Annotated in this window: 25 protein-coding genes; 15 read left to right on the top strand and 10 right to left on the bottom strand. The window is 54.1% G+C overall.

Annotated elements, in window-relative coordinates; translation table 11 throughout:
- Positions 1-112 precede the first annotated feature (112 nt).
- Positions 113-1,780 (bottom strand): ribulokinase, encoded by a 1,668-nt coding sequence (locus tag B1C80_RS21815; RefSeq protein ID WP_077923332.1) that lies wholly within the window; start codon positions 1,778-1,780, stop codon positions 113-115.
- Between the two features lie 47 nt (positions 1,781-1,827).
- Positions 1,828-2,538 (bottom strand): NUDIX domain-containing protein, encoded by a 711-nt coding sequence (locus tag B1C80_RS21810; RefSeq protein ID WP_077923331.1) that lies wholly within the window; start codon positions 2,536-2,538, stop codon positions 1,828-1,830.
- Positions 2,539-2,672: 134 nt separating this feature from the next.
- Between B1C80_RS21810 and B1C80_RS28790 the strand changes: the two genes are divergently transcribed.
- From B1C80_RS28790 to B1C80_RS28200, 4 genes are all read left to right on the top strand, one after another.
- A complete protein-coding gene (locus tag B1C80_RS28790; protein WP_077923330.1) occupies positions 2,673-2,936 on the top strand; it encodes a glycoside hydrolase family 97 C-terminal domain-containing protein in 264 nt (87 codons plus the stop codon).
- Between the two features lie 287 nt (positions 2,937-3,223).
- On the top strand, positions 3,224-5,200 hold the full coding sequence (locus B1C80_RS21795) for a hypothetical protein (RefSeq protein WP_077923328.1): 1,977 nt from the start codon (positions 3,224-3,226) through the stop codon (positions 5,198-5,200).
- A 210-nt stretch (positions 5,201-5,410) separates the two neighbouring features.
- On the top strand, positions 5,411-6,289 hold the full coding sequence (locus B1C80_RS21790; RefSeq protein WP_077923327.1) for a hypothetical protein: 879 nt from the start codon (positions 5,411-5,413) through the stop codon (positions 6,287-6,289).
- 178 nt (positions 6,290-6,467) lie between these two features.
- A complete protein-coding gene (locus B1C80_RS28200) occupies positions 6,468-7,241 on the top strand; it encodes a hypothetical protein (RefSeq protein ID WP_139361709.1) in 774 nt (257 codons plus the stop codon).
- A gap of 326 nt (positions 7,242-7,567) precedes the next feature.
- Here B1C80_RS28200 and B1C80_RS21785 read toward each other — a convergent pair whose 3' ends face one another.
- The 4 genes from B1C80_RS21785 to B1C80_RS21770 form a co-directional block, all read right to left on the bottom strand.
- The gene (locus B1C80_RS21785) at positions 7,568-8,305 is read right to left on the bottom strand and encodes a class I SAM-dependent methyltransferase (protein WP_161492801.1); all 738 of its coding nucleotides are present in this window, start codon (positions 8,303-8,305) and stop codon (positions 7,568-7,570) included.
- A 95-nt stretch (positions 8,306-8,400) separates the two neighbouring features.
- Positions 8,401-8,817 (bottom strand): group III truncated hemoglobin, encoded by a 417-nt coding sequence (locus B1C80_RS21780; RefSeq protein WP_077923325.1) that lies wholly within the window; start codon positions 8,815-8,817, stop codon positions 8,401-8,403.
- A 24-nt stretch (positions 8,818-8,841) separates the two neighbouring features.
- The gene (locus B1C80_RS21775) at positions 8,842-9,591 is read right to left on the bottom strand and encodes an acyl-CoA desaturase (protein ID WP_077923345.1); all 750 of its coding nucleotides are present in this window, start codon (positions 9,589-9,591) and stop codon (positions 8,842-8,844) included.
- A 60-nt stretch (positions 9,592-9,651) separates the two neighbouring features.
- Entirely contained in the window at positions 9,652-10,059 is a 408-nt protein-coding gene (locus tag B1C80_RS21770) for a hypothetical protein (RefSeq protein WP_077923324.1), read from the bottom strand.
- Positions 10,060-10,333: 274 nt separating this feature from the next.
- Here B1C80_RS21770 and B1C80_RS21765 point away from each other — a divergent pair, with 274 nt between their 5' ends.
- Positions 10,334-10,738: a hypothetical protein gene (locus B1C80_RS21765; RefSeq protein ID WP_077923323.1), complete on the top strand. Its 405-nt coding sequence runs from the start codon at positions 10,334-10,336 to the stop codon at positions 10,736-10,738.
- A gap of 826 nt (positions 10,739-11,564) precedes the next feature.
- Here B1C80_RS21765 and B1C80_RS21760 read toward each other — a convergent pair.
- On the bottom strand, positions 11,565-12,068 hold the full coding sequence (locus B1C80_RS21760; RefSeq protein ID WP_077923322.1) for a GNAT family N-acetyltransferase: 504 nt from the start codon (positions 12,066-12,068) through the stop codon (positions 11,565-11,567).
- Between the two features lie 218 nt (positions 12,069-12,286).
- Between B1C80_RS21760 and ccoS the strand changes: the two genes are divergently transcribed.
- From ccoS to B1C80_RS21730, 7 genes are all read left to right on the top strand, one after another.
- Positions 12,287-12,538, top strand: a complete 252-nt coding sequence (ccoS, locus tag B1C80_RS28785) for a cbb3-type cytochrome oxidase assembly protein CcoS (RefSeq protein ID WP_236648880.1) — start codon at positions 12,287-12,289, stop codon at positions 12,536-12,538.
- Entirely contained in the window at positions 12,535-14,760 is a 2,226-nt protein-coding gene (gene ccoN, locus B1C80_RS21750; protein ID WP_077923321.1) for a cytochrome-c oxidase, cbb3-type subunit I, read from the top strand. Before ccoS ends, ccoN begins: the two co-directional genes overlap by 4 nt.
- A gap of 107 nt (positions 14,761-14,867) precedes the next feature.
- Positions 14,868-15,038, top strand: a complete 171-nt coding sequence (locus B1C80_RS28555) for a hypothetical protein (protein ID WP_165358915.1) — start codon at positions 14,868-14,870, stop codon at positions 15,036-15,038.
- A gap of 13 nt (positions 15,039-15,051) precedes the next feature.
- On the top strand, positions 15,052-15,888 hold the full coding sequence (locus B1C80_RS21745) for a cbb3-type cytochrome c oxidase N-terminal domain-containing protein (RefSeq protein WP_077923320.1): 837 nt from the start codon (positions 15,052-15,054) through the stop codon (positions 15,886-15,888).
- A gap of 87 nt (positions 15,889-15,975) precedes the next feature.
- Complete coding sequence (ccoG, locus tag B1C80_RS21740) at positions 15,976-17,460, top strand: cytochrome c oxidase accessory protein CcoG (protein ID WP_077923319.1); 1,485 nt, start codon at positions 15,976-15,978, stop codon at positions 17,458-17,460.
- 102 nt (positions 17,461-17,562) lie between these two features.
- Entirely contained in the window at positions 17,563-17,985 is a 423-nt protein-coding gene (locus B1C80_RS21735) for a FixH family protein (RefSeq protein WP_077923318.1), read from the top strand.
- Positions 17,985-18,689 carry a sulfite exporter TauE/SafE family protein gene (locus tag B1C80_RS21730; protein ID WP_077923317.1) on the top strand — a complete coding sequence of 235 codons (705 nt, stop codon included), beginning with the start codon at positions 17,985-17,987 and terminating at the stop codon, positions 18,687-18,689. Before B1C80_RS21735 ends, B1C80_RS21730 begins: the two co-directional genes overlap by 1 nt.
- Before the next feature lie 57 nt (positions 18,690-18,746).
- On the opposite strand, the gene B1C80_RS21725 is transcribed toward B1C80_RS21730, so the two are convergent.
- Positions 18,747-19,073, bottom strand: coding sequence for a thioredoxin (locus tag B1C80_RS21725; protein WP_129602624.1), 327 nt, complete (start codon positions 19,071-19,073; stop codon positions 18,747-18,749).
- Positions 19,074-19,255: 182 nt separating this feature from the next.
- Here B1C80_RS21725 and B1C80_RS21720 point away from each other — a divergent pair, with 182 nt between their 5' ends.
- From B1C80_RS21720 to B1C80_RS21710, 3 genes are all read left to right on the top strand, one after another.
- Positions 19,256-20,872 carry a PAS domain-containing sensor histidine kinase gene (locus B1C80_RS21720; RefSeq protein ID WP_077923315.1) on the top strand — a complete coding sequence of 539 codons (1,617 nt, stop codon included), beginning with the start codon at positions 19,256-19,258 and terminating at the stop codon, positions 20,870-20,872.
- Positions 20,850-21,920 (top strand): response regulator, encoded by a 1,071-nt coding sequence (locus tag B1C80_RS21715; RefSeq protein ID WP_077923314.1) that lies wholly within the window; start codon positions 20,850-20,852, stop codon positions 21,918-21,920. Before B1C80_RS21720 ends, B1C80_RS21715 begins: the two co-directional genes overlap by 23 nt.
- A 106-nt stretch (positions 21,921-22,026) precedes the next feature.
- Entirely contained in the window at positions 22,027-22,452 is a 426-nt protein-coding gene (locus B1C80_RS21710; protein ID WP_077923313.1) for a hypothetical protein, read from the top strand.
- Between the two features lie 13 nt (positions 22,453-22,465).
- Here B1C80_RS21710 and B1C80_RS21705 read toward each other — a convergent pair whose 3' ends face one another.
- A complete protein-coding gene (locus B1C80_RS21705; RefSeq protein WP_077923312.1) occupies positions 22,466-23,377 on the bottom strand; it encodes a sugar phosphate isomerase/epimerase in 912 nt (303 codons plus the stop codon).
- Positions 23,378-23,419: 42 nt separating this feature from the next.
- Complete coding sequence (locus B1C80_RS21700; RefSeq protein WP_077923344.1) at positions 23,420-25,147, bottom strand: GMC oxidoreductase; 1,728 nt, start codon at positions 25,145-25,147, stop codon at positions 23,420-23,422.
- Between the last annotated feature and the right edge of the window lie 83 nt (positions 25,148-25,230).

The following is a 25,230-nucleotide window of genomic DNA, read 5'->3' as shown; positions in this document are numbered from 1 at the left end:
GACGCAAAGGCCGGGCCGCCGGGCGGTTGCGTCTCTACACCCTAAACCATCCGAACTACGGTATCGACCGCTCAGCCCGCAGCGGGACTGCCCTGTCCGGCCGGAAAGCTACTTATACGGCGCTGGCAGCCAGGGGTTGGCGGGCTGGGGTGCCTTCGACAAAACCGCCCAGTTTCAGGTATTTCTGGTAGAGCGTTTCGTAGAGGGCTACCCGGTCGGGGCGCGGCTGATACTGGGCGTCGAAGCCCGATCCCATTGCCTGCTGCGCCGATTCCAGCGACGGATGAACGCCCGCAGCTACCGACGCGCACATGGCCGCCCCCAGCGCACAGGCCTGGTCAGACTGGGCTACCTGAATGGGCTGGTTCAGCACATCGGCCAGGGTCTGCATCACGAAGGGCGACTTCTTGGCGACCCCCCCAATGGCAATCACTTTGCGGATCGGAACCCCTTCCTGAATAAACCGATCGACGATGCTGCGCGATCCGAAAGCCGTTGCTTCGACCAGGGCTTTGAACACCCGAGCGGCATCGGTACCGAGGTTGAGGCCGGTGATCGCGCCCTTGAGCGTATGGTTGGCGTCGGGAGTCCGGCGTCCGTTTACCCAGTCGAGCGCAATCAGGTCATTTTCCGTAACGGGTAGCCGCGACGCCTGTTCTGACAGATGCGGGATGAGCTGGCGGTTCAGGGTGTCGGCCGCTTCGGGGCCGAGCAGGTCGCGCACCGGGCCGGTCAGCAGCCGCGCAAACCAGGCGTACACATCGCCGAAGGCCGACTGACCGGCTTCCATCCCCAGCATGCCGGGAGCCACCGACCCATCGACCTGACCGCAGATACCGCGGATGAGCCGATGCCCGATTTCTTCGTTGGGCGCCATCAGAATGTCGCAGGTAGAGGTGCCCATGATGCGGACGAAGGCATAGGGCTCAATTTCGGCCCCGACCGCGCCCATGTGCGCATCGAAAGCACCGACGCCCACGACTACCCCGGCCGGCAGCCCCAGCTTCTGGGCCCAGTCGGGCGAGAGCGTACCCATCGGCTGATCGGCGGTATAGGTCTGGGTAAAGAGCCGGTCGCGCAGACCAGCCAGCAGCGGGTCGAGCTGCGTCAGGAACTCGTCGGAGGGCAGGCCGCTGAACTCGTCGTGCCAGAGCGCTTTGTGGCCGGCCGCGCAGCGTGACCGCCGTAGCGTCAGCGGGTTCGTCTGGCCGGTCAGCGTTGCCGATATCCAGTCGCAGTGCTCGACCCACGAGAACGCATGCTGCCGTACGGCCTCGTCGACGCGCAGGGTGCGCAGGATCTTGGCCCAGAACCACTCCGACGAGTAAATACCCCCAACGTACTTGGTGTAGTCGGTATCCCAGTGGTGGGCCAGCTGATTGATTTCATCGGCTTCGCGGTTGGCCGTGTGGTCTTTCCAGAGAATGAACATGCCGTTCGGGTTCTCGGCAAAGTCGGGACGGAGGGCCAGCGGGAGTCCGGTTTCATCGACGGCAACGGGGGTCGAGCCGGTCGTATCGATCGAGATGCCGGCTACCTGCTGCCGCACGTCGGCGGGGGCGTTGGCCAGGGCGCCGGTAATGGTAGCTTCGAGCCCTTCGAGATAGTCGAGCGGGTGTTGCCGAAACTGCGACTGCTCGGGGTCGCAGTAGAGCCCCTGTTTCCAGCGGGCGTATTCGTGTACGTGTGTCCCTACGGTTTCGCCGGTGTGGGCGTTGACCAGCAGGGCCCGTACGGAGTCGGTGCCAAAATCGACACCCAGAACATATTGATTTTTCATAGCAAACGGATAGTCGGGCCAGGAAAGAGTGGATGCGTGAAGGTTAGTTAGCCGCCTGATAATTCGGCCAGTTCGGGCAGAAACGTGTAGTAGCCGTCGAGGTATTTCCGATAGCGGTCGCTGTTGAGGGTGTAGAGCTGCCCCTTTTTGGTGACGGAGTTGGTGTCTTTTTCGCCGGTGCTCAGGAGCAGGTCGGTGGCCATGATTTTGCGGCTGAAATTGCGCCGGTCCAGCTGGGTGCCGTAGATGGCTTCGTAGAGCTTCTGCAGCTGCGGTACGGTGAACTTGCTGGGCAGCAGCTCGAAGCCTATCGGGTGCAGCGCGGCTTTGTAACGCAGCCGTTGCAGCGCCACGGTAACCATTTGGTCGTGGTCGAAAATAAGCGTGGGCTTACTGTCCAGACTGATCCAGGACGCGTTGTGCGCCTGAATGGCCGCTACGTCCTGATCGGCAATGTTGACCAGCGAGTAATACACCACCGAAATCGTACGCTCAACCGGGTCGCGGTATACGGTGCCGAACGTCTGTAGCTGCTCCAGGTAGTTGTTTCGCAGACCCGTCAGGTTGTACAGAATCCGGCCGGCGGCTTCTTCGAGATCTTCGCCCTCGTTCAGGAATCCGCCCATCAGCGACCATTTTCCGTATTCAGGTTCGAAATTTCGCTTGATCAGCAGCAACTTCAGCGACTCACCGTCGAAACCGAAGATGATACAGTCCAGCGCGACCAGAATGCGGGTGTTGTGTTGATAAACGGCCATGATTGGATACCTACAAGAACGTGTGTTTTTGACACAATTCTAGGTTGGTAAAAGCAATTCTCCAACTAGTTCTACCATTTTTTATACATTAGCGAAGTTGCGAACCCTAATCGCCGAAACGAACGCTTTACGCCCTGACAAGTCGTCTGGTCGAATCAGCAGCAGGCAAAGTAGCCCAGAAAGGGCTAAATACGCATCCGACACGGCCGCTGGACTTGTCTTTCCTCGAACCCGGCCAAATCGACAAAGCCGTAATCTACCGCGACGTGGCCAATGCGGACGGGAATACCAACCCCGAAGTCTTTGTCATTGAGAGGAAACCTGTTACGGCTAAAACGAAACTAATGATTTATCTAGTGAAAGGGGGAGGGTACGCTATACAGCTTGTACGGAAGTAAAAGTTGTTCAGGACAACCTTTAAAAAAGGGCATTACCCTAAAATGATAACTCATTTATCAGAAACGGAGCCATTCTAGTTGAAGGGTAATACGCTGAACAGTATAGGGCGAAAAGCGACTAACAGGTATTTACAAACGAACTGCTGAATGCTTGTATTAATAAAGACGTTGATATTTACGGTATACGGTACAGGTATGCCGCTCACCTGCTGGAGGCAGGTACCGACGTACGGTTCATTCAGGAATTGCTGTGGCACAATGATATAACCACTACGTTGGTACAAAATATGCGTCAGCACGATTTAAACAGAGTTGAATTTTACTCAAAAGAAGACATGGCAGGTCCACATCACCTGTCAAAAGGAGAACATATCTTAAGAAGTGAAACGAAATCCTCGTACACAGACATCAATGACGTTTTAGAACTTTACAACTTAAAAAAGTACTTTGACAATGAATTATATTTGAAAAGTTGGACGCAAGATGACATTAGCAATTTCAAACAAAAAGCAACAGAATATGGAAAAATAATAGGACAGTTTTTTTTAACCATAACTGATGCCAATATAGTTGAACTACATGGGAAACTACTACAAGGCTATATCCATTCATTTTGGGAAATAGTAAGCAACCACAATGTATTTAAACGAATATCAAAGCCGACATTTACTGTAATACTTGAGAGCGAACCTCATTTGATTAAAGAAGTTTTAACTCACAAAGGGCTAGTTGATTATTATCATACTGAGTTAAAGGATTTCTTATTAACCTATTCGCAATCTGCTGAAATTTTACTCGGCTTTTATGAAACAGAAAATGAACCTCACAGAAATCCAAAGTTTATTCCTAAAAGTTTGACAGTCGCTGATAAAGAAAATATAATTTCAAATTATTTGAACTCAACCGATACAAATTTGAATTACATAGGCCTAGTTAAAAATTTGAGGAACAGAAATGACTTCAAAATTTCTGACAAAACACGGCTAAAAGCAAAACGACTCTACAAAAGCGAAACGGAAAAATTTTTTGCTGATAAGGGCGGGATGGCTTATGGTATATCAATCAGCTTTCCAGAGAATGCAGAGAAACTAAAAGAAGTTTACATTGATGATAAACTTGTAGCACACTACAGTTATAGTTTAGATTTTATTAAAGAAAATAATAGACCATATTTGCTATTTAAAAATTTTAAATACTTATTTGATTTTATTGACAATCAAAACAGAATAAATCTTGTAAGCAAGAAAAGTAAATTGGGTTTATTTGAAAAAATTATGGGTGTTCACTCTCAAAACGAATATAGAATTGGTATTGGTTTTTCATTTTCCGAAATGACTTCTCAGGGTCAGATTTATGGTTATAATAAAATTGTTGCCGATTTAAATACATCCTTAGAGGATATTTTACATTTTGCTTTTACAACTGCTTTTCAAGTAAAGTACGGTTTTGCAGATAATGCTCGTTTTTCAATTCCATCAGCAACAAATTCATACTTTGAAAAAGTAAGGTTACTTGCCCCTGAGTTTGAATCAATCCTAAAACAATTCAAGCTTTTCGTTGAAGATGGGAATATAGATTTTGAGCTTTTGCAAATATCTTCATCACCAACTTCAATCAAAGATATCCCAAGCCTGAATACAAATAAATATATCTACTTCAATGCCGATAATAAAGAAATGGTTGGTTGCTCAAATCTATTTTTTTCAGACCAAACGCTACTTGCCTATGTTGAACCTTTTAAAGAAGATAAATATCATACCTTTTTTGACTTACTTGTAAACGAACAAGTTTCGTTTAATAATTATGAAGAACATCAAAAACTACAATTGAATTATTTAATTGATAAAGGTTTTATAAACGTAGACAATAATGGTTTTATTCAGATAAAAAATACAGAAAGACTATTCGTATTTAAAGATTTATACGACAATGAATTTATTTCATTTTATCATTATTCGATAGAATTTCAAACAGAGATTTTGCAAATGGTAAACGAGAATATTGTATTCTTAGAAAGTTCGTTGTTTTCAAAATCAGAACAATCTTATTTCAACTATTTCCTGAACAAAAGTGAGTTTACCAATGGACTAGATTTAAGGAATAGCTACTTGCATGGAACACAGGCAAATCCAAACGAAATTCAAAAACACGAGTATGCTTATTTTAAATACCTAAAATTGCTTATTTTGACCATGTTGAAAATTGATGATGACTTACAAATTTCAAAAGCGATAAAAGATGGGACAGAAAGGGCGAATGGCTAACATTGCATTAGCCATATGGCGGGGCGGCAAGTATATTCTCAGCTTTTTGTTCGCTGTTTAGCTTCGGTTTCGGCAGGCGAATAACGCCAAGTAACAGAATAAACAATACGCTTTGATATCTTTAATCAGTAGCGGCACTGGACAGACAGAATACAGAATACTGCCACATCATTAATGCTTCACGTTAGACATCATTAACATAACGACACAATGGAAATTTTTAGACAGGTAACAGCAAATAATATTGCACTTAAAGAATACCCTTTTTGGAAAGAATTGGCTATGGAAGCATATCTTTTGGAAAATGAGGAAATACTAAAACTTGACAAGCAAAATTTTAATGAAGTTACCATATTGGACGCAGAAATTGCTCTGAAACAAGGCAGGAAAAGTGGTGACGGAAGGATTGATATTTTGGCTAAATATTCTGCGGAATATCTTGGAATTGTTGAAATCAAACTAAATGAGATAAACGACTTTAGTCTAAGTCAACTTGAAGATTACATAAATCAAAAAGATCAAATTCTTAAAGTTAATCCTGATTATTGGATTGAACCAACGAATCCAAAGTGGGTTGGCATTTTAATTGGTGGAAATATCTCAAATTCACTTAGAGATAAATTGAGTGAAGGATACGAATATAACGGAGTACCGATTGCTGGAATGACAATAAAAAGATTTAAAAGTCCAGCTAATGAAATTTTCGTTATTTCAGACACGTTTTTCCGCTTTAAGTATTTAAGCAAAGACTATTCAAAATTCATTTTCAATGGTGTTGAATACAACAAAGGTCGGTTGGTGAATGCTGTGGTAAAAACCTACGTTAAAAATAATCCCACAATAACGTATGCCGACTTAAAAACAAAATTTCCTGACAATATTCAAGGTAGTTTTGGAGTGTTCGAGACAAAATTAAAAGCTGAAGATATTTATCAACGTTGGGGACATAAAAGGCATTATATCAATCCTGATGAAGAAATAAAACTATCGGACGAAACAATTGCGACCTGTACGCAATGGAATCCCGAAAACATTAAACTTTTTTTGGGTCAAGTAAATATGTTAGGATTAAAAGTTGAAATTAAGTAACAAATGCATAGCGCAGTTTGACAAATTAGCGGGTTTAGTGCTTAAATCAATGGTAGGTCTTAGATTAAATTTTTGTGCAAAACTGAATTTTACCTATATATTCGCCACTTCAACAAGCTGCAAAACGTTACAAGCAAGTGTATGAAGATACAAAAAAACAACCTAACAAAAAAAACATATGCCATTTCTTCACAAATATCAACAGCATAATTTTGACAATGGTTTTCAAACTCACGACTCAATTTTGCACACAGTAACTTACGACCCCGAAGTAATTATTATTGGCACACATAACCACGGTTGGACTTGGAATAAATCAGACTTTTACTATGGGCGCGGAATGTATATGTGGACGGCAATGGCGAATTTGTTTTTACATAATTCTAATTACTTAACAAGTAAACGAACAGAGAACAATAATGTTCCGATAAGGTCGCAAATTTTTGACATTTGTACGGCTGGGAAAATTGTTTTTGCAGACATTGTCAAAGGTATCAAAGATAATATAATAGCAGTTGAACAACCTCAAAACAAAAGTGTATTAGTAAACAATCAATACATCTGGACAAGTTACAAGGATGGCCCACTTGACTTTATGGCTGCTCAAGGTTGGCTTGATGACAATGTGGAAGCAATAGCTAAATATATAAATGAAACAAATAGTATCAAACACATTTACTTTACTTTTAAATCTGGTGCTTGGTTAGTTGACAGATTGAAGGAACTATGTAGTCAAATCAGGCCTAACGTATCTTTTTGCTCAATTTTTACACCAACAGCAAATGGTTTTGGTAGACAGTTACAAGTTCCATTTCAAGAAAGAGTTTGGGGACTAACTCATTGCTGGGTTTGGAATGGACTAAATCATGATGTCCCTATAAACAGACCAAATTACGGATATCTAAACCACGACTGGTTAGTTAGAAATGGCGTTAACCCAAATAATTTTTGACGGTGAGAATAAGAAGACCTTCTTGGAACACGGGTTCTGCGTCAGGCGGGTTGATGCGCAAACTTGGAGCTTTGTACTACTATTAAACTTTAATAGTCAATTTAAATTTTCTGCTCCGAAACTCGCTCGAACACAAAGCTTGAAAACGTTATGCTCTTGCTAGGATAACCGTAATCAAAACGAAAACAAAAAATAGACATATGGTAAAGACTCCAGGTCCGAACATAGGCCCGTGAGCAGCGACCATTACTATCTCAAGGGCGAGTTATAGAGCGTCGGCCGGGAATGAAGAAGGATAGATACGCGCTACGGGCTGCCTGTAGTCACTACAGCTTGCGGGCTGACAGGCCAATTACGGGCTGGCATTCGAGGAGGGGCGCCCAATATCCCGGTCCGAATTCATCGACACCCCCCGGCGATACGACCAGCGGGTGCCACTGAATGTCGGTCAGGCCGGCCTGCCGGAGGGCGGTTTCGTGGGTCGCTTTTTCCAGGTGGTAATTGGTAACGGCAATGGGCGATCCGTTGGGCTGATAGAAGCGATAGATGATCTCGGCCCCCTCGCTATAGCTGCTGTTTTCGCGGGTAAACCCGTACGGAAACATCGTCTCGACGGTGGCCCGGAAGTCGGGGTTGCTGTTGATGGTCACGAAGCGGCCGCCCGGTTTTAGATGGCGGGCTATTACGGTAGCCATCTGAACCAGCTCATCGGCGGTGCGGGCGTAGTTGAGCAGGTAAGTCGCCGTAATCAGATCGAATGACTGACCGAGGTTCAGCGTGAGCGCATCCTGACAGATGTACACCAGGCCCAGTGGATTATGGGCTTCGGCCTCGTGGGCCAGTTGGATCATGCCGGCCGAAATATCGACCCCGGTTACCTGGGCTGCCCCTCTCAGTTTCAGCTGTCGGGTGTAAAAACCCTCTCCGCAGGCTAAATCAAGCACATTCAGGTCGGTCAGGTCGCCGGCCAGCTCGAAGAAGGTGTATGATTCGGCCTGCTTCCGCCAGGGGAGCATTTTTGAGGCCTGGTATTCTTTCGCAATAGTATCGTAGTTTGTCGCCACGGGTTGCCGGTGTTTAGGGAGGTATTGGGCTATAAATCAGCTCAATATACGTTCTAATCCTGCATGATCCGGTTCATGTGGCTTTTAGGGCGGTTTTAATCAGTCTCCAGCAGGCCCGCCGAGTAGAGCCGGCTTTGCATAACGGCCGCAATCGACTGAGCGCGCAGCAGGGCTTCGCGGGCGCGCTCGCCGGCAAAGCAGTCGGTCAGGGTCTGGGTGAAAAGGGCCAGCCACCGGTCGAAGTGGGCGGGCGTGATGGGGGTCTTACGGGCCAGATCGACATGAGCCCGCATGGGGTTTCCCTGGTAGCTGCCATCGCCCCCGAGCAGCAGGTTAGTCCAGAAGGCGTTGATACGGGGCAGGTGGTCGGGCCAGTTGACGTGGGCTACACCATCGAAAATATAGCCCAGGTCGGGGTCCTGCCGCACGCGCTCGTAGAAACGATCCAGCAGATGCGCGATGTCGGCTTTGGTGTCGATGTCGTGCAGTACGGGGGCTGTTGTATCAGTCATGAGGGCAGGCGATAGAACCGGTAATTACATATAGGCTTCGTCGCGGCCGAGCCGGAGTTTCAGCACGCCCACCCGGTCGAGGAGCCTGATAAGCGGATAGGCCGGGTCGAACTCGTGCCAGCGGAACCCGCCGAAGTTAGGGCGCCCGCCAAACTTGTGGTGGTTGTTGTGGTACGATTCGCCCATCATCAGAAAATCGAACGGCAGCAGATTTTTGGCGGTATCGGCCAGTTCGAAATTGGTGTAGCCGTAGCGGTGGGCATACCAGTTGATAATAGCGCCGTGGACCGGCCCCATCAGGAAATGAACCGGCAGCAGCAGAAATAACCAGGGGGAGGTCGCAAACTGAATGTAGAACAGGGTATAGGCCGTTCCCCAGGCGAGCCGCACGGGCCAACGATCGCCCAACCGTTCCATCCATTCCCAGTTCGGTACTCCCTTTTTGAACCGGGCCGGGATCGAGTCGCGGTTGTTCAGGATGTCGTTGTAGAAAATCCGCGTTTTCCACATCATGTCGAACAGGTTTTTGGAATACTCCGGCGAGTGCGGATCGTGTTCGGTGTCGGCATGGGCGTGGTGCAGGCGGTGCATGATGCCGTATGCCCGCGGACTCAGGAACGACGACCCCTGTCCGATAAAGGTCAGCACATAGAAGAATTTCTCCCAGCCGGGACTCATGGTAAACATCTGGTGGGCTGCGTACCGGTGCAGAAAAAACGTTTGCATCAGCACCGAGAGGTACCAGTGGCCCAGAAAAAACGCAAGAATAAGCATGTAGTACAAAATGGTATCGGCCGGGTGGGAGTACGCCATCACCACCGGACCGATCGGCGGTTAGATTAAGTTAAGCCGTACCAGCCCCGACAGGAACTGATAGCAGGTAGCGCGTACGGTATTGAATTCGTCGTTGAGGAGGGAAAAAGAAAGAGGAAGGGCTTCGTGACGACCAAACAGTTTCTCGTGGCAGATGGCCCCGCAGGTGCTGCTGGTACATAAATACATACTGCGAATCTGTCTGAACCGGCCTTTCAGTCGGAACAGCTGCCCGTAATAGCGGACGGCCCGGCTGTGTACCGACTGGTAGGCAGGCTGCTCCAGCAGGTCGGCCAGCAGGCCCAGCAGCCCGTCAATGTCCGCTTCGTTCATCGATAGCGCAGCGGTCCAGCGCTGATTTTCCTGACGGCAGGTCAACAAAGCCGCAATGGCTTCTTCCGACGAAGGTGGGGTGGGGGCAGCTTGCATGGAGAGGTGGTTTCAGATCAATTCTGGCCGTAAAACTCCGTCCCCCGCCCAGCCTTATCCCTGATGTACGTCAGCCCACCGGATGAGTTTTGTTACGGCGCGGTTTCGATTGTCCGCACAAAACGTTCGTTTCTGAACAATGCCTGTCCGATTCCGTACAGCGTATTCACGAGTTTTTGGTGGTAATGTGTTGATAATCAATATATAAATTTTGTGGCACGTGGTTTGGCATATAAGAGGAGAACAGTAAACAACATACAAAACACATAAAGCCATGATCACCACAATCCTCCAAACCAGCGCCCTGATGGGCTTCAAGAATCTGATGGGCGGCCTCCTTATCGGCGCCACCACCTTACTCGGCAATCCGGAGAAACCGGCCAAACCATTGTCGTTCGATGCCAGCGTATACGTAACCAAGCAGGGTAAGATTAAACTGGCTATTCAGAAGGCGGCTCCCGGAACCGTATCCGTCGCGCTCCTCGACCAGAAGAACAACGTGCTGTTTACGAACCGGGTCGCCAAAAAAGAGATGAAAGCCGCCCTGCTCTTCGACATGAGCGAGGTAGAAGATGGTTTGTACACGCTGGAAATAAGATCGGACGAAGGGGTTATTCAGAAGCAGGTCAATCTGGGCACATCGAAGTCAGAACGCCTGGTTGCGGTTAACCTGCAGTGACTGATTGCGCCAGTTATCGCCCTCCTCATTATTGACTACTGGCTGTCTCCCGACTGCCATCCCCATTGGAACAATAGTTTATCGTAGGTTAAGATTAACGCCCGGAAAGGTTGGTTCGCACTGCGGCCAACCTTTTTTTATACGCTGTTCTTCGTGGCCTCCCCCGTAGAGACGCGACCCTTCGCGTCTCCTGTCCGGATGGTTTTACCGTCTTGTCGGGCTGGTATTGTTGCTGACGCGAATGAGACGCGAGGGCGGTCCGCCGTTGCGCCGGGCCGCCGTTGCGGTCGCGTCTCTACGGGGGAGATGGTTTACCGTCTTGTTGGGTTGGTATTGTTGCGGTCACGTAGAGACGCGACCGCCCGGCGGACCGCCCTCGCGTCTCGTGCCCGGATGGTTTTATGGTCTTATCCGGATGGTTTACGGTCTTGTCGGTTTGGTATTGTTGCTGTCGCGAATGAGACGCGACGGATCGCGTCTCTACGGGGAGATGGTTTACCGTCTTGTCGGGTTGGTATTGTTGCTGCTGCGTAGAGACGCGACCCCTCGCGTCTCCCGCCCGGATGGTTTTACAGTCTTGTCGGGATGGTTTACGGTCTTGTCGGGCTGGTCTTGTTGCTGACGCGTAGAGACGCGATCCCCGGCGGACCGCCCTCGCGTCTCCCGCCCGGTTGGTTTTACGGTCTTGTTGGGCTGGTTTTACGGTCTTGTCGGGCTGGTATTGTTGCTGACGCGTAGAGACGCGATCCTTCGCGTCTCCTGTCCGGATGGTATTGTTGCTGACGCGAATGAGACGCGAGGGCGGTCCGCCGTTGCGGTCGCGTCTCTACGGGGGAGATCCGATGCCTACGGTTGGGCTGCGTCGTTCCAGCAGGAGCACGTCGCGCCAGACGCCCTGCCGCTGCCCTAGTTTTTCGCGGTAGCCTACCGTACGGAAGCCCGCCCGGTGGTGCAGGGCAACGCTGGCCAGATTCTCCGGGAAGATACCGGCCTGCAGCGTCCAGAACCCCTGGGCTTCGCTGTCGATAATGAGCTGCTCGAGTAGTTGGTGGCCAATGCCTTTGCCGCGTTCGCTGGCCCGGACGTACAGGCTTACTTCGGCAACACCGCCGTATACGCAACGGCCCGATACGCCCGAGAGCAGCGCGTAGCCGACCAGCGTGCCGTTCTGGTCTGCAACCAGCTGGGGAGCCGGCAGGTAGTGCTGGGCCATCTCATCGGGTGGAGGTGCTTTTGTCTCGAAGGTAGCGTGGCCGGTGTCGATGCCCTGCTGGTAGATGTCGGCCAGGGCGGGCCAGTCGGCGGGCTGAATGGGTCGGATGTGTAGCATAGTCGAAGAATCAAGAAAGCGGGTGAGGGGGCAGGCAGGCTTAAAGATAATGATTCTGTATCATATCGCAATATTGCGATAAGGGTAGGTGTGGCTGACCACCACCACCCCAGTCCCAAAACACTGCCAGCTGAATTTAATCAGTCGGGCATCTGACGAATCTCATCGTTGACCCGGCCAGCGACACTCACTTTTGTGACTGTCAAACGCCAATGGGTATGTCAGTCCTCTTCTTTATGATCGGAATTAGTCTGTTGATGGCCCTGGGGTTTCTGGGTGCTTTTATCTGGTCGATGCGTACCGGACAGCAGGACGATCTGTATACACCGTCTATGCGGATGCTGCTCGACGACGACGCCCTGCCCGACCAACCGGCCGCGTCGGGTACCAAAAGCCCGCTACCCGCTGCGCCCCTGACACCCAGCCCTACCTGTCGGATTACCTCTAAAATCACCGTTACTGCCGTATGAACGCTACGACGAACCAACCCCCTCTGATCATCTCTCCCGATAGGTCGGCTATTGGGCAGCCCCCGCCGGGGGAGCACCGCCCAGGACAGCCGCCTGTGGCCGAGCGATTTACCTACGACAATGCCATTGTCCGCAACTTTGCCGTGGCCACCATTATCTGGGGGGTTATCGGCATGCTGGTGGGCGTCATCGTGGCTACGCAGCTGTTTGCGCCGGCTGCCAACCTGGGTAACCAGTATACTACCTTCGGGCGTATCCGGCCGCTGCATACCAACGCCGTCATTTTCGCCTTTGTCGGCAATGCCATTTTCATGGGCGTTTACTACTCCCTGCAACGGCTCTGCAAAGCGCGCATGTTTTCTGACCTGCTCAGCAAGCTTCACTTCTGGGGCTGGCAGCTGATTATTCTGTCGGCGGTGGCAACGCTGCCCCTCGGTATTACGACCTCCAAGGAATACGCCGAACTCGAATGGCCCATCGATATTGCCATCACCCTGATCTGGGTAGTGTTTGGGATCAACATGTTCGGCACCATCATCAAACGGCGCGAGCGGCACCTCTACGTAGCCATCTGGTTCTACATCGCCACCTTCGTAACCATTGCCGTGCTGCACATCGTGAACTCGATGGAGATACCCGTCACGTTCCTGAAAAGTTACTCGCTCTACGCCGGGGTGCAGGATGCGCTGGTGCAGTGGTGGTACGGGCATAACGCGGTAGCGTTCTTCCTGACGACGCCGTATCTGGGTATGATGTACTACTTCCTGCCCAAGATGGCCAACCGGCCCGTGTACTCGTACAAACTGTCGATTCTGCACTTCTGGGCCCTGATTTTCATTTACATCTGGGCCGGTCCGCACCACCTGCTGTACAGCTCGCTGCCCGACTGGGCCCAGTCGCTGGGCGTCGTGTTCTCCATTATGCTCATAGCACCGTCGTGGGGCGGTATGATCAACGGGCTGCTGACCCTGCGCGGGGCCTGGGATAAGGTTCGCGAAGATGCCATCCTGAAGTTCATGGTTGTCGGGCTGACCGCCTACGGTATGGCCACCTTCGAAGGCCCGATGCTGTCGCTCAAGAACGTCAACGCGATTGCGCACTTTACCGACTGGATCGTAGCCCACGTACACGTTGGGGCACTGGGCTGGAACGGCTTCCTGACGTTTGCCATGCTCTACTGGCTCATCCCGCGCATGTACCACACCCCCCTGCACTCGAAGCGGCTGCTCAACCTCCACTTCTGGATCGGCACGCTCGGTATCCTGTTCTATGCGGTGCCCATGTACATCTCGGGGTTCACCCAGGGTATGATGTGGAAAGAGTTTACGCCGGAGAGTACGCTGCGGTACAGCAACTTCCTCGAAACAACGCTGCAGCTGCTGCCCATGCACCGGATGCGGGCCATCGGCGGAACGTTCTACCTGGCCGGGGCGATCATCATGGCCTACAACCTCTTCAAGACCATGGCCGCCGGTACCCTTACCGCCAACGAACCCGCCGAAGCCATGGCCCTGCCCAAAGCCTATACGCCAACGGGTGGCGATACCTTCTGGCACCGCTCGCTGGAGCGCAGGCCGTTCCCGCTGCTGGTTGGGTCGCTGGTGGTGATCCTGATCGGGTCGCTGATCGAGCTGATTCCGACCTTCATGGTCGAGAGTAACGTACCTACCATTGTGGCCGTACAGCCGTACACGGCGCTCGAAGTAGAAGGGCGCGATCTGTACATCCGCGAAGGGTGTGTCGGTTGCCACAGCCAGCTGGTTCGTCCTTTTCGTTCCGAAACCGAGCGCTACGGCGAGTACTCCAAAGCGGGCGAGTTCGTATATGACCACCCGTTCCTGTGGGGCAGTAAACGAACCGGGCCTGACCTCCACCGCGAAGGCAGCAAATACCCCGACTCCTGGCATTACCACCACATGCGCGACCCGGAATCGATGTCGCCGGGGTCTATCATGCCGCCCTACCCCTGGCTGCTCGAACAAAAGCTGAACGTGGCCAGCACCTCGGCCAAACTCAAAGCCCTGCAAAGCGTAGGCGTACCCTATGACGACGTAACCGTTCGCTACGCGGACGAAGACCTCAAAAAACAGGCCGCCGAGGTCAGCAGCCGACTCGCCAAAGACGGCATCAAGGTACCCGCCGACCGCGAAATAATAGCCCTCATTGCCTACCTGCAACGCCTGGGCACCGACATCAAAAAAGCAGAAACCGCTGTGAAATGAGTGATGAGCGATGAATGATGAGCGATGAGCGTCACCGTGGTCCGCGTCCCGGTGTGGCCACGGTGACGCTCATCGCTCATCACTCATCATTAAAAAAACCGACTGCCATGTTCAAGCAATTCATTGACAAGATTCCCGGGGCCGACGTTTACATGGTCGCTTCGTTTCTGACCTTCTTCGTCTTTTTCGTGCTGGTGGGGCTGTATCTGTGGCGGGTCGACAAAGGCCATATGGGACAGATGAGCCGCCTGCCGTTCGATGATTCTCCCACCGATTAACCGACTGTATTTCATGAACCTGCATTCTATTTTACTGGCTGCCGATCCGGGAAAATCCATCTGGAGCCTCCAGACCGGCGAAGAGCTTGCACTGCTCATCGTGGTCATTTTGCTGCTGACCGGTATGGTTATCGTCGGTGTGGTGGCTTTGTATCTGCTGCTGACACTGCGGAAGATGGTAACGCCACCGGTCGCCACCCAGCCCAGCGATACGCGTACGCTCTGGCAGCGCTTCACCGGCCTGCACGCACTCAGTCAGGAGAAAGACCTGATGATGGACCATGCCTATGACGATATCCACGAACTCGACAATCCCACTCCGCCCTGGTTCATGGGCCTGTTCTACGGCACAATCGCCTTCGGGGTCGTGTACCTGCTCATCTTCCACGTTATCGGTACCGGTGATCTGCAAACGGCCGAGTATACGCAGGAAGTAGCCCTGGCCGACCGGCAACGCGACGCCTACATCAAAAAAGTAGCGGGCTCGATCAACGAAAATACGGTGGCCGTAGTCAGTGATGCCAAATCGCTCGATGCGGGCAAGGCGGTATTCATGCAAAGCTGCGTAGCCTGCCACGGGCAGCAGGGGCAGGGGGGCGTTGGGCCTAACCTCACCGACGAGTACTGGCTGCACGGCGGCTCCGTAAAGGCTATTTTCCATACCATCAACGAAGGGGTGCCCGAGAAAGGAATGATGTCCTGGAAGAAGCAGCTCAACCCGCTACAGGTGCAGCAGGTAGCCAGTTTTATCTTGTCCCTGCAGGGTACCAAACCGGCGGGCGCTAAAGAACCACAGGGCGATAAAGAAGCTCCGGCTGCCGCCCCCGCCGATAAACTGGCAACCCGGTAAAATGAAGCCTGCCTTCGAAAAAAAGCCCGCTGCGTGAACCGTCGGCATCAGCGCCGGTCAGGAATCCGTAACACAGTCGCTCATCCCATGATAACTCAACAAGCCCCCGTCGACGATTATTTCCGGTCCCATCTGCCCAATCAGTACGAACAGGGCGGACGGAAGTGGCTCTACCCCCGCGCTACGTCGGGGCGCTATACGCGCTGGCGTACGGCGGTAGCGGTTGTGCTGCTGGTGGCTTTGCTGGCGGGGCCGTTTGTCTGGGTCGATGGGCATCCGTTGTTTCTGTTCAACATACTCGAACGGCGGTTTATCTTCTTCGGGGTGACGTTCTGGCCGCAGGATTTTTACCTGGTAGCCATCGGACTGATCACTTTCGTTGTCTTCGTGACGCTCTTTACGGTCGTATATGGCCGGGTGTTCTGCGGCTGGGCCTGCCCGCAGAACATTTTTATGGAGATGGTGTTCCGCCGGATCGAAAGCTGGATCGAGGGCGATTTCAAAGCCCGCCAGCGGCTCGACGCCGGTCCCTGGACAACCGAAAAAGTCCTGAAAAAGACCGCCAAACATGCCGTGTTTTTCCTGATTTCGTTCGTCATCGGCAATACGTTTCTGGCCTACATCATCGGCCGCGACCAGTGGCTGACCCTGATTACCGACAGGCCGTCGCAACACTTGGCCGGCCTGACCGCCATGCTGGTTTTTACGGGGGTGTTTTATGCCGTGTTTGCCTACCTGCGCGAAATTGTCTGTACAACTATTTGCCCATATGGCCGCCTTCAAAGTGTGCTGCTCGATAAACACTCCCTCGTGGTGGCCTACGACTATGTTCGGGGCGAACCGCGCGGCAAGAAACAACGGGAGCAGATCACACGGGATACGGGGTCTGGGGGAGGGCGTCTGGAGCAGCCTGTGGTAGCCGCCCACACTTCTGCTCCGCGCCCCCTGCCCCAGACCCCCAAAGGCGATTGTGTCGACTGCAAGCTGTGCGTACAGGTATGCCCGACGGGTATCGATATCCGGAATGGTACGCAGATGGAATGTATCAACTGCACCGCCTGTATGGATGCCTGCGACGAGGTGATGCACCGGATCGACCGGCCGCAGGGCCTGATCCGGATGGATTCGCTGACGGGAATCGAAACCCGCGAGCCGTTTCGGTTTACGACGCGTATCAAAGCCTATACGGGTGTGCTGCTGGCCTTGCTGGCGGTGCTGGGCGGTCTGCTCGGCACTCGCCCGGCCCTCGATACAACGGTATTGCGGGCGCCGGGGCAACTGTTTCAGCGCGAGGCAAACGGACGAGTTGCCAACCTGTATTCGGTAGAGGTGATCAACAAAACCTACCAGTCGATGCCCGTACGGTTTCGGTTGAGCCATCCGGCGGCCCGGCTGCGGTTCGTACAGCCCCTGGCAGAAGTGAAACCCGGCGAGCTAACCAAAACCATGTTTTTCATTACCCTGCCCGAAACCGCCATTCAGCAAAGCAACACACCCCTGACAATCGACATCCTGTCGGGTAACACCCTCATCGACCAGGTCGAAACCAACTTCCTGGGACCGGAACATTGAGTGAATTTTCATTGAGCGAGTTAGTGAATGTATGATTGAGTGACTAGCCAGGCACGGCGCAGACATACACTCAATCGCCAACCCGATAAAATACCTGCCAATATGAACTGGGGAAAAGCTATTGTACTTGTTTTTATTCTGTTTGCCGGCTTCATCGGCACGATGGTATTTCGGATGAGTCGCCAGCGTATCGATCTGGTGCGCGACGATTACTATCAGGACGAAATCGCCTATCAGCAACATATCGACCGCCTGGCGCGCACGGCTCATCTCAAACAGGGCCCTGTGTTGCAGATCGATCCGGCTCGGCAACAGCTCGACCTCCGGCTGCCATCGGGCTGGACGCAGGGCCAGCTGACGTTTTACCGCCCGGCCGACCGGGCGCAGGACCGGACCATTACGCTCAGCCCCGGCCAGCAGACCATCTCTACGGCAGACCTGGGCAGCGGGCGCTGGCGGGCTCAGGTCAGCTGGTCGGCCGGCGGACAGACCTTCTATCACGAACAGTCCTTTACCAAACCCTGATGGCTATCACCTGGATACTGGCGGCCCTGACAACGGGCCTGGTAGGAAGCCTCCACTGCGTCGGTATGTGTGGACCACTGGCTATGGCGCTGCCCGTTGGTCGGTTGCCCGTAGCCCGCCGGGGGCTGGGTATCGGTCTCTATCATCTGGCGCGGGTCAGCGCCTATGCTGGTATCGGGCTCGTAGTCGGGAGTGTCGGGCAGGGCTTGTTGCTGCTGAATTTACAGCGGCCTGTTTCCATCGGGGCCGGGCTGTTTCTGGTTATCTGGACAATGGCGGCCCGGGGTAAATTCGGCAGTCTGTCGGGACGACTGCCATCCCGATGGCTGGTTGGCTCCATGGCGCGCTTCCTGCACGAGCCGTCGCTGCGGGCGTTTGCGGCCCTGGGTTTGCTGAACGGCCTGCTGCCGTGCGGATTTGTATATGTAGCGCTGGCGGGGGCTGTTGTCACCGGCAACGTAGGGCAGGGGGCACTTTACATGATCCTGTTCGGGGCCGGTACGGTACCGGCTCTGCTGGCTGTTCGGTCCATTCCGGCGTTGTTTCCGGTTGGGCTGCGTCAGCGCTTTGTCCGGGTCATACCGCTGACCACGCTCGCGCTGGGCGTTTTGCTGGTTGTGCGCGGGGTCTACGTTGCCCCACCCGCCAGCCCCGATCAGCCGCCTATTCCGCTTTGTCACGGGAAAACGACACCGGCGAAATAAGGTCTCGACCGGATGCCCGGTCAGCGCAGCGAAAGCAGCACCGGTCCGGGTGCGTTCTCAGAACGAGTTTACTTTTTGGAGCAGACCGGGCAGGGCGGCCAGCACATCGGTTGAGCCGACGCCCTCTTTCCGCCAGTATTCGATGCCGCGCTGCACGAGAACGAAAGCGGGGAGCTGATGCAGGTTGAAACTTTTAACGACCTCCGGATGCAGCGACTCGTCTACTTTTAAAATCCGTATGGTGCTGGGCAGCAGTTGCTGAAGCCGGGCCGTGAGCAACATCCGTTCCTGGTACATCTCCGGCGAGCTGGCCGTCGGTAAAAAACACAGCAACACCGCTGTGCTGGCCGGAATAAGAAGGGGAGAAGTGCGGTTCGCTTCCATACAGGTACGGGCATTGTTCGGGCCAGCGCGCAGCCAAAAAAATTTATGTAAAAATGGTATTGTTACCAGCAGGTAGGTATGACGACTATCAGAATAGAAGTTGATTTTTGCTGGAGCAGCGGCTGTCCATAAAGTAAAAAAGACAATACCAGCCGTTATGCTACAAACCAGCCCGTTGTCTCATGCTAACATCCAGCGGTAATCCGGCCCTTACAGAGTTACTTTTCGAGCAAAGTGATGATTTCATTGGCCTCTATGATGTCGATCTCGGGCGGTTCGTTCAGGTGAATACGGCCGGTATCCAGCTGCTCGGATTTGAGACAAAAGAAGCGTTTCTGAATGATCCCGTCTGGTCACGCTCGCTGCGGGCCAATCAGCTCAGCGAGTCCGAACGAACCCGCCTGATTGAGCGTATCACGCGGGAAGGGTTCTATGACGAAGTGACCGAACTGCGACGGGCCAACGGAGAGTTGTTCCTGGGTCGGCTAAAAGTTACGTCGTTCAACAACGAAGGGCACCTGTTTGTGATGGTACGGATGCTGGATCAGGAACGGCTGCACCGGGCCGAGCGTGAACTCAAACAAAGTGTGCTGCGCTACGAAGCGGTGTTCACCAATGCCACCATCGGCATTATCGTCTCCAACCAGCAGGGCCGGATCGTATCGCTGAACCAGATGGCCGGCCAGCTGTTCGGCTACGAGGGCGACGAGCTAACCGGGCAGTCGATCGATATGCTGGTCCCGATGGATGTCGAGAAATATCACGAGCGGCTTCGGCAGTCGTTCGTTGCCAATCCGCAGGTGCGCGCCATGGGCCACAACCGCGACCTCCACGCCCGCCGGAAAGACGGGTCGGTGTTTCCGGTCGAGGTCAGCCTGAGCTACTTCCGGCTCGACGACCAGCTACACGTAGTGGCCTATATTATCGATATCACGTTCAAGAAAGAAGCCGAGCGGGAGCTGCTGGCGGGTCGGGACCGGATCGAGCGGCTCAATGCCGAACTGGAGCAGAAAGTGGCCGACCGTACGCACGCGCTGCTCAACACCCTCGAACAGCTCGAGCAGTCGAAAAACGAGCTGGCCGTGGCGCTGGCGGCCGAACGGGAGCTGGGCGAACTCAAATCGCGCTTTGTTTCCATGGCATCGCACGAGTTCAGAACGCCCCTTACCACGGTGCTGACGTCGGCTACGCTGATCGAAAAATACCCCGGTGGCGATCAGCAGGACAAGCGGCAGAAACACCTGTCGCGGATTCGGGCGTCGGTCAACCACCTGAACGATATTCTGGAAGAGTTTCTGTCGGTCGGGCGGCTCGAAGAAGGCAAGATCGAGGCCAACCCCGCTGCGGTCGATCTGCCGGAACTGGTGGCCGACGTGGTGGCCGACATGCAGGGCATGCTAAAAACCGGCCAAACGGTGCAGCTGGCGCTGGGTAACCTGGGCCGGGTCTGGCTCGACCCCTCGTTGCTGCGCAAGGTGATGGTCAACCTGCTGTCTAACGCCATCAAATACTCCGGGCCCGACTCGGTCGTAATCGTTACGGGGGGGCAGGCCGATAACCAGATTACCCTGACGGTCGAGGATCAGGGCGTTGGCATTTCTGCCGATGATCAGGAGCATCTGTTCGAGCGCTTCTTTCGGGCCAAAAACGTAACTAATGTGCCCGGTACCGGGCTGGGGCTGCATATCGTAGCCAAATATATTGAGCTGATGGGCGGTACCGTTGCCCTCAGCAGTGAACTGGGTCAGGGAACCACTATTACCTTAACGCTGCCGTATGAAAACCATTCTGCTAATTGAAGATAACGACGCCATCCGCGAAAATACCGCCGAAATACTGGAGCTGACCGGCTATCGGGTACTGACTGCCGAGAACGGGAAAGTGGGCGTCGAAAAAGCGCTCGAGACCCGGCCCGATCTGGTCATCTGCGATATCATGATGCCCGTGCTGGATGGGTACGGGGTGCTGCATATTTTTAACAAAAACCCGCAGCTGGCCAGTGTACCGTTTATTTTTCTGACGGCAAAAACCGAACGGACCGATTTTCGGAAAGGCATGGAACTGGGCGCTGATGACTACCTGACCAAACCTTTCGATGAGTCTGAGCTTCTCAGCGCCATTGAAGGGCGGCTGAACCGATTCCGACACGTGGGACCACCGCCGGGTCAGCCCGCCACCGCCGACGATCTGAACGAGTTTATCAATGAGGCCCGGCAGGTAGCCGACCTGAAAAGCCTCCCGGCCGACCGTAAGGTGCATACGGTCCGTAAGAAACAGTATATCTACACCGAAGGCGACGAACCGACGCGGCTGTACTTCGTGCAGTCGGGTAAGGTCAAAACCGTACGAACGAACGCCGACGGTAAGGAGCTGATCACCGGACTCTACGGTCCGGGCGACTTTTTTGGATACCTGCCGCTGCTCGAAATGACCGAATACACCGACTCGGCCGTAACGCTCGATGACTCGGAGCTGATTTATATTCCGAAGGAAGATTTTACCCAGCTGCTGACGGCCAACGTGGAGGTAGGCCAGCAGTTTATCCGCCTGCTGGCGGGGCGGGTGAGCGAGCGCGAAACCCAGTTGCTCGGTATGGCTTACAGCTCGCTGCGTCGGCGGGTGGCCGATGCGCTGCTGCGGCTCCACGACCAGCATCCCGGCGAACTGATTCAGCTCTCGCGCGATGATCTGGCGTCGGTGGTGGGTACGGCTACCGAGTCGCTGATCCGTACGCTGAGCGAGTTCAGGCAGGATGGCCTGATCGAGCAGACAACAGTAACCGGCGGATCGGCCACGACGGGCATTCGGGTGCTGCAACCCGACAAGCTGCGCCGGGCCAACTGGTGATCAGCGCTGCAGCTGACCAGAGTCAGCCGACCAGCTGACAGGACTCATCAGCGCTGATGGGCCGGAAACGTAGGTTTGTCTGACCATCTGTACGTCGTTCCGGTTTATGAAAAAAGCGCTCTTCATTACCAACTGCTCGGTCGATTCGGCCCTGGCCCTCCGCAACTGGGCGGTCGAAAACAAGCAGGAATCCATTGCCCTGACGGTAGTGCATCCGTACGATCTGGAATCGTGGGAGCTGAACAAACAAGCGATCAAAGAGGCTAAGCAACGGGCGCAGTATCAGCTGGGCAGCTGGCTGGAACTGCTGGCGCGGCTCGACGGTCCCGACGGCTGGCCCGGCACCCTGCAGACCGAAACCCTGATGGCCTCGCCCCGGCTGGCGGCTACCATTCATCTGCTGCTGCGCACCTACGATTACGTAGTTGTCGAAGATCCCTGGAATCAGACGCCCCTGGTATCGGCCGAACTCCTGCGTCGGTCGGGGGCGCAGCTATGCCCGCTTGCCGAGTCGGCTGGCGTACTCCGGTAACGGAGGGCTGGCGCTAGAAATACGCTTTCATGGCTTTCGGGTACTGCGGAATCACCTGCTCCGGATCGGCAATGTCGGGGTGCCACAGCTTTTCCCATTCGAAACTATAGAACCCCTGATAGCCCCCGGCCCGAAGTGCGCCGATGGCTTCGCGCAGCGGAGCCACCCCCTGCCCAACCGCTACATAATGATGGGCCGCCCCCTCGATCCGGGCGTCTTTGATGTGTACATGCCGGATAAACCGGTTTAGTTGCTGGTACACGGCCACAGGCGTTTCGTGCGTATCGACCCACATGTTGAACACATCCCAGATCAGTCCCACGTTCGGATGCTCGGCCGCGGTCATGATCTTAAGCAGCCAATCACTTTTGGTCAGTTCGCCGTGCGACTCGAGCAGCACCGTGACGGCGCGCTCTTTGGCATACCCGCCCAGTTCGAGCAGACCCTGACTGATGAGGTCGAGCGTTTTGGCGCGGTCCTGGTCGGGCGGTAGCTGGTCGGGAAAAACCCGAACGAAGGGGCAGTCGAGTTGCCGGGCCAGATCGATAAACCGCCGGGCTTCGTCGAGGTGTTTGGCTCGTTTGGTGGGGTCGGCATGGTGGAGCTGGGTCGATGCGCCCAGGTTACAGATCCGAACGCCCTGGCTGGCAAAGCGGTTTCTGGCGTCGGCCGCGCGTTCGGCCGTGCTGAAGTCCGGACTTTTGGTCAGGTCCAGCTCGCCCATGAGCCCCCGAAACTCGACGCCCTGATAGCTCCCGTCGACGGCGGTTTTCAGGATGGTAGCCAGCGGCCATTTCGGGCAGCCCAGCGTTGAAAATGAAAACCGGGGGGCAGCCGCGCTAATCCCGAAAGCCGGTGTCATCAGGGCCGTGGTCAGACTGGCCAGGGTCGTTTTCAGCGCCGACCGGCGGGTTATCGTGCGCATCGGAGTGGGAGAGTAGAGGGTGAAAACAGCGGATGAAATAGTCTACAGCTGGCGGGCTTTCAGCTGCCGAACCGCATAGTTGGCCGCCCGGGCGGTAAGCGCCATGTACGTCAGCGACGGGTTCTGCGTCGAGGTGGAGGTCATACAGGCGCCGTCGGTGACGAACACGTTCCTGCAGTGATGCAGCTGGTTCCAGCCGTTCAGTAACGACGTTTTAGGGTCGCGCCCCATCCGAACACCCCCCATCTCGTGGTTCTCACTGCCGGGCAGCCGACCCGTATCGATGGGTTTTATGGCCGTAAAGCCCGCCCGCCCGAACATCTCGGTGAACTGCTCGAAAAAATCGCGCAGCATCTTCGCGTCATTCTCATCGTAGGCCACCGATACCCGCAGCAGTGGAACCCCCCACGCATCGTTCTGCATCGGGTCGAGCCGGACGGTGCTGTGTTCTTTCGGGATCGTTTCGCCCATCATGCTGGCCATAACCGACCACGGACCGGGCGTATACTGGGTGAGCCGGTCCTTGAGGTCGGCGCCGAACCCGTTCCGGTCGGGCTGCGAGGGTCGGCTGGCCGAGAAGATCGTGGCGTAGCCGCGCAGGAAATCTGTCTCCTGCCGGTGTACGTTGCGGAAACGGGGCAGGTAGGTGCTGTTGGGGCGCCGTCCCCAGGTAGTCGAGTCGGCAAACCCGTCATACTGGGCTGACATACGGCCGCGGTAGCTATGAAAAGCCATGAACTTACCCAGCAGTCCGTTATCATTACCGAGCCCGTTGGGAAAGCGGTCGGAGGTCGAGTTGAGCAGCATCCGGTTGGTGCTGAGCGCCGACGCGTTCAGGAACAGCACGCTGGCAAAATATTCGGTCATGCTGCCCGTCTGCCGGTCAACGACCCGCACGCCCGTGGCCCGCTTTTTTGCTGCGTCGTATATAATCGAGTGGACCACGGCGTCGGTCTGCAGGGTGAGCTTGCCGGTTTTCATGGCCCAGGGGAGGGTTGACGAATTGCTGCTGTAGTAGCCGCCGTAGGGGCACCCCCGTTCGCAGAGCGTGCGGTGCTGGCACTGGGCCCGGCCCTGTTGCATATGAATCGCGCCGGGCCGGGTCAGGTGGGCCGCCCGACCCATAATAACCGGTCGGGTCGGATAGTGCTGACTCATCTGCTGCTGGAAGTATTTTTCCACGCAGTTCATTTCATGGGCCGGTAAAAACTCGCCGTCGGGTAAGGTAGGCAGCCCGTCGCGGTTACCCGAAACGCCGATAAACCGTTCGACATAGCTGTACCAGGGCGCCAGGTCGGCGTAGCGGATTGGCCAGTCGATGGCGAACCCGTCGCGGGCGGGGCCGGTAAAATCGAGGTCACTCCAGCGTTGTGTCTGGCGACCCCATAGCAGCGAACGCCCACCCACCTGGTTGCCCTGAATCCAGTCGAAGGGTTTGTCCTGCAGGTAGGGGTTCTCGGCGTCGCTGGCGTAGAAATGTTTGCTCCCTTCGTAAAAGGCGTAGTTTCGGCTGGCTACCGAATAGGCTTGTTTAGTCTCCAGGGAAACCTGCCCGCGGTGTTCAAAATCCCAGGGATTCAGCGTAGCGGTGGGGTAATCGGTAACGTGTTTTACATCCCGTCCCCGCTCCAGTAGCAAGGTGCGCAGGCCTTTGCCGGTCAGTTCTTTCGCGGCCCAGCCACCACTCATCCCCGACCCAACCACGATGGCGTCGAAGTGATTGGGCAGATCGGCATTGCCGCGCAGGTTACTCGTAATCAGGTGTGCCATAGTATCCTTATGCGTCATCAGAGCGAGCGTACCCGTACTCCGGCCCGATGGCTATTCTAACGTAAACAGATGCCCGACCTATA

The sequence above is a fragment of the Spirosoma sp. 209 genome, assembly GCF_002006735.1.
In the GTDB taxonomy this organism is placed as follows: Bacteria; Bacteroidota; Bacteroidia; order Cytophagales; family Spirosomataceae; genus Spirosoma; species Spirosoma sordidisoli.
Note: the sequence above shows the minus strand (reverse complement) of the source record. Positions and strands in the feature narration are given on the sequence as shown.

What these genes read in the sequence shown, in the direction of transcription:
- B1C80_RS21810 (WP_077923331.1), bottom strand. Translation starts at nt 2,538, where the DNA reads ATGGCCGTTTATCAACACAACACCCGCATTCTGGTCGCGCTGGACTGT.
- B1C80_RS21725 (WP_129602624.1), bottom strand. Translation starts at nt 19,073, where the DNA reads ATGGAAGCGAACCGCACTTCTCCCCTTCTTATTCCGGCCAGCACAGCG.
- ccoG (WP_077923319.1), top strand. Translation starts at nt 15,976, where the DNA reads ATGATAACTCAACAAGCCCCCGTCGACGATTATTTCCGGTCCCATCTG.
- B1C80_RS21705 (WP_077923312.1), bottom strand. Translation starts at nt 23,377, where the DNA reads ATGCGCACGATAACCCGCCGGTCGGCGCTGAAAACGACCCTGGCCAGT.
- B1C80_RS21730 (WP_077923317.1), top strand. Translation starts at nt 17,985, where the DNA reads ATGGCTATCACCTGGATACTGGCGGCCCTGACAACGGGCCTGGTAGGA.
- B1C80_RS21745 (WP_077923320.1), top strand. Translation starts at nt 15,052, where the DNA reads ATGAACCTGCATTCTATTTTACTGGCTGCCGATCCGGGAAAATCCATC.
- ccoS (WP_236648880.1), top strand. Translation starts at nt 12,287, where the DNA reads ATGTCAGTCCTCTTCTTTATGATCGGAATTAGTCTGTTGATGGCCCTG.
- B1C80_RS21735 (WP_077923318.1), top strand. Translation starts at nt 17,563, where the DNA reads ATGAACTGGGGAAAAGCTATTGTACTTGTTTTTATTCTGTTTGCCGGC.
- B1C80_RS28555 (WP_165358915.1), top strand. Translation starts at nt 14,868, where the DNA reads ATGTTCAAGCAATTCATTGACAAGATTCCCGGGGCCGACGTTTACATG.
- B1C80_RS21765 (WP_077923323.1), top strand. Translation starts at nt 10,334, where the DNA reads ATGATCACCACAATCCTCCAAACCAGCGCCCTGATGGGCTTCAAGAAT.
- ccoN (WP_077923321.1), top strand. Translation starts at nt 12,535, where the DNA reads ATGAACGCTACGACGAACCAACCCCCTCTGATCATCTCTCCCGATAGG.
- B1C80_RS21710 (WP_077923313.1), top strand. Translation starts at nt 22,027, where the DNA reads ATGAAAAAAGCGCTCTTCATTACCAACTGCTCGGTCGATTCGGCCCTG.
- B1C80_RS21770 (WP_077923324.1), bottom strand. Translation starts at nt 10,059, where the DNA reads ATGCAAGCTGCCCCCACCCCACCTTCGTCGGAAGAAGCCATTGCGGCT.
- B1C80_RS21795 (WP_077923328.1), top strand. Translation starts at nt 3,224, where the DNA reads ATGCGTCAGCACGATTTAAACAGAGTTGAATTTTACTCAAAAGAAGAC.
- B1C80_RS21760 (WP_077923322.1), bottom strand. Translation starts at nt 12,068, where the DNA reads ATGCTACACATCCGACCCATTCAGCCCGCCGACTGGCCCGCCCTGGCC.
- B1C80_RS21700 (WP_077923344.1), bottom strand. Translation starts at nt 25,147, where the DNA reads ATGGCACACCTGATTACGAGTAACCTGCGCGGCAATGCCGATCTGCCC.
- B1C80_RS21775 (WP_077923345.1), bottom strand. Translation starts at nt 9,591, where the DNA reads ATGCTTATTCTTGCGTTTTTTCTGGGCCACTGGTACCTCTCGGTGCTG.
- B1C80_RS21780 (WP_077923325.1), bottom strand. Translation starts at nt 8,817, where the DNA reads ATGACTGATACAACAGCCCCCGTACTGCACGACATCGACACCAAAGCC.
- B1C80_RS21720 (WP_077923315.1), top strand. Translation starts at nt 19,256, where the DNA reads ATGCTAACATCCAGCGGTAATCCGGCCCTTACAGAGTTACTTTTCGAG.
- B1C80_RS28200 (WP_139361709.1), top strand. Translation starts at nt 6,468, where the DNA reads ATGCCATTTCTTCACAAATATCAACAGCATAATTTTGACAATGGTTTT.
- B1C80_RS21815 (WP_077923332.1), bottom strand. Translation starts at nt 1,780, where the DNA reads ATGAAAAATCAATATGTTCTGGGTGTCGATTTTGGCACCGACTCCGTA.
- B1C80_RS21790 (WP_077923327.1), top strand. Translation starts at nt 5,411, where the DNA reads ATGGAAATTTTTAGACAGGTAACAGCAAATAATATTGCACTTAAAGAA.
- B1C80_RS21715 (WP_077923314.1), top strand. Translation starts at nt 20,850, where the DNA reads ATGAAAACCATTCTGCTAATTGAAGATAACGACGCCATCCGCGAAAAT.